The organism is Nocardia brevicatena NBRC 12119 (assembly GCF_000308495.1).
Lineage (GTDB): Bacteria > Actinomycetota > Actinomycetes > Mycobacteriales > Mycobacteriaceae > Nocardia > Nocardia brevicatena.
Window position 1 is genome coordinate 1 of sequence record NZ_BAFU01000159.1, and the last position, 703, is coordinate 703.

Here is a 703-nt window from a genome sequence, read left to right on the forward strand (position 1 = left end):
GTCGGGCGTGGCGAGCCAGGCGAGCGGGGATTGAGAACAGCCGTAGCCGTAGTGTTTTCGGTTCCCACCGCCGTGCTGGATGCTCGGCGAAGGCCAGGGTTTGCATCCAGGCGGTGAGATCCATCGCGAGCGCGACGACAGCGAGCCAGACGCGGTTGGCGGCGAAGCTGTGAAACGGAAGATTACGTGCGCCGGTGTCTTTCGCACCGCGGATACGGTCCTCGCAGCGGCCCGGCGACGGTGCCGCAACTCCAACTCCGGCAGATATCCGCCACCGGTGTTGGTCACGAACGCGGTCGGCCGCAGCCCGTCGTGGTCGGTGAACCGCAACCGCGCACCAGGATGCGGGCGTTCTTTGCGCACGATGAGTCGCATACCCGGAGGCCATCGGTGCAGGTCGACGAGGCCGGTTACTTCGGCGACCCAGGCGCCGGGCCGAGCGCGCCCGCCGGCGTCGAGGGCCGGTATCCAGTCACCGGAGGCGAGATCATCGACAGCGGCAACGACCTCGTCGGTGAGCACGAACCCGATCGAGTACTGGACCCGGCGCCGGTGGCAGTAGTCGAGGAACTCATGAGTCCCGCCGCCGGAATCGGCGCGGACCAGCAGTTTGCGTCCGATCCGCCATCCGGTGACCTGCGGTATCTGCGCCACGGCATCGGCGAGGAGTTGTTTGTGGTCGTGGGCGGTGTTCGAGCCGGCG

At 67.7% G+C, this 703-nt stretch carries 1 pseudogene; it reads right to left on the reverse strand.

From position 1 onward, the window contains the following. Nucleotides 1-703 (reverse strand): annotated as a pseudogene (locus ON20_RS36800) (transposase); the annotation flags it as partial.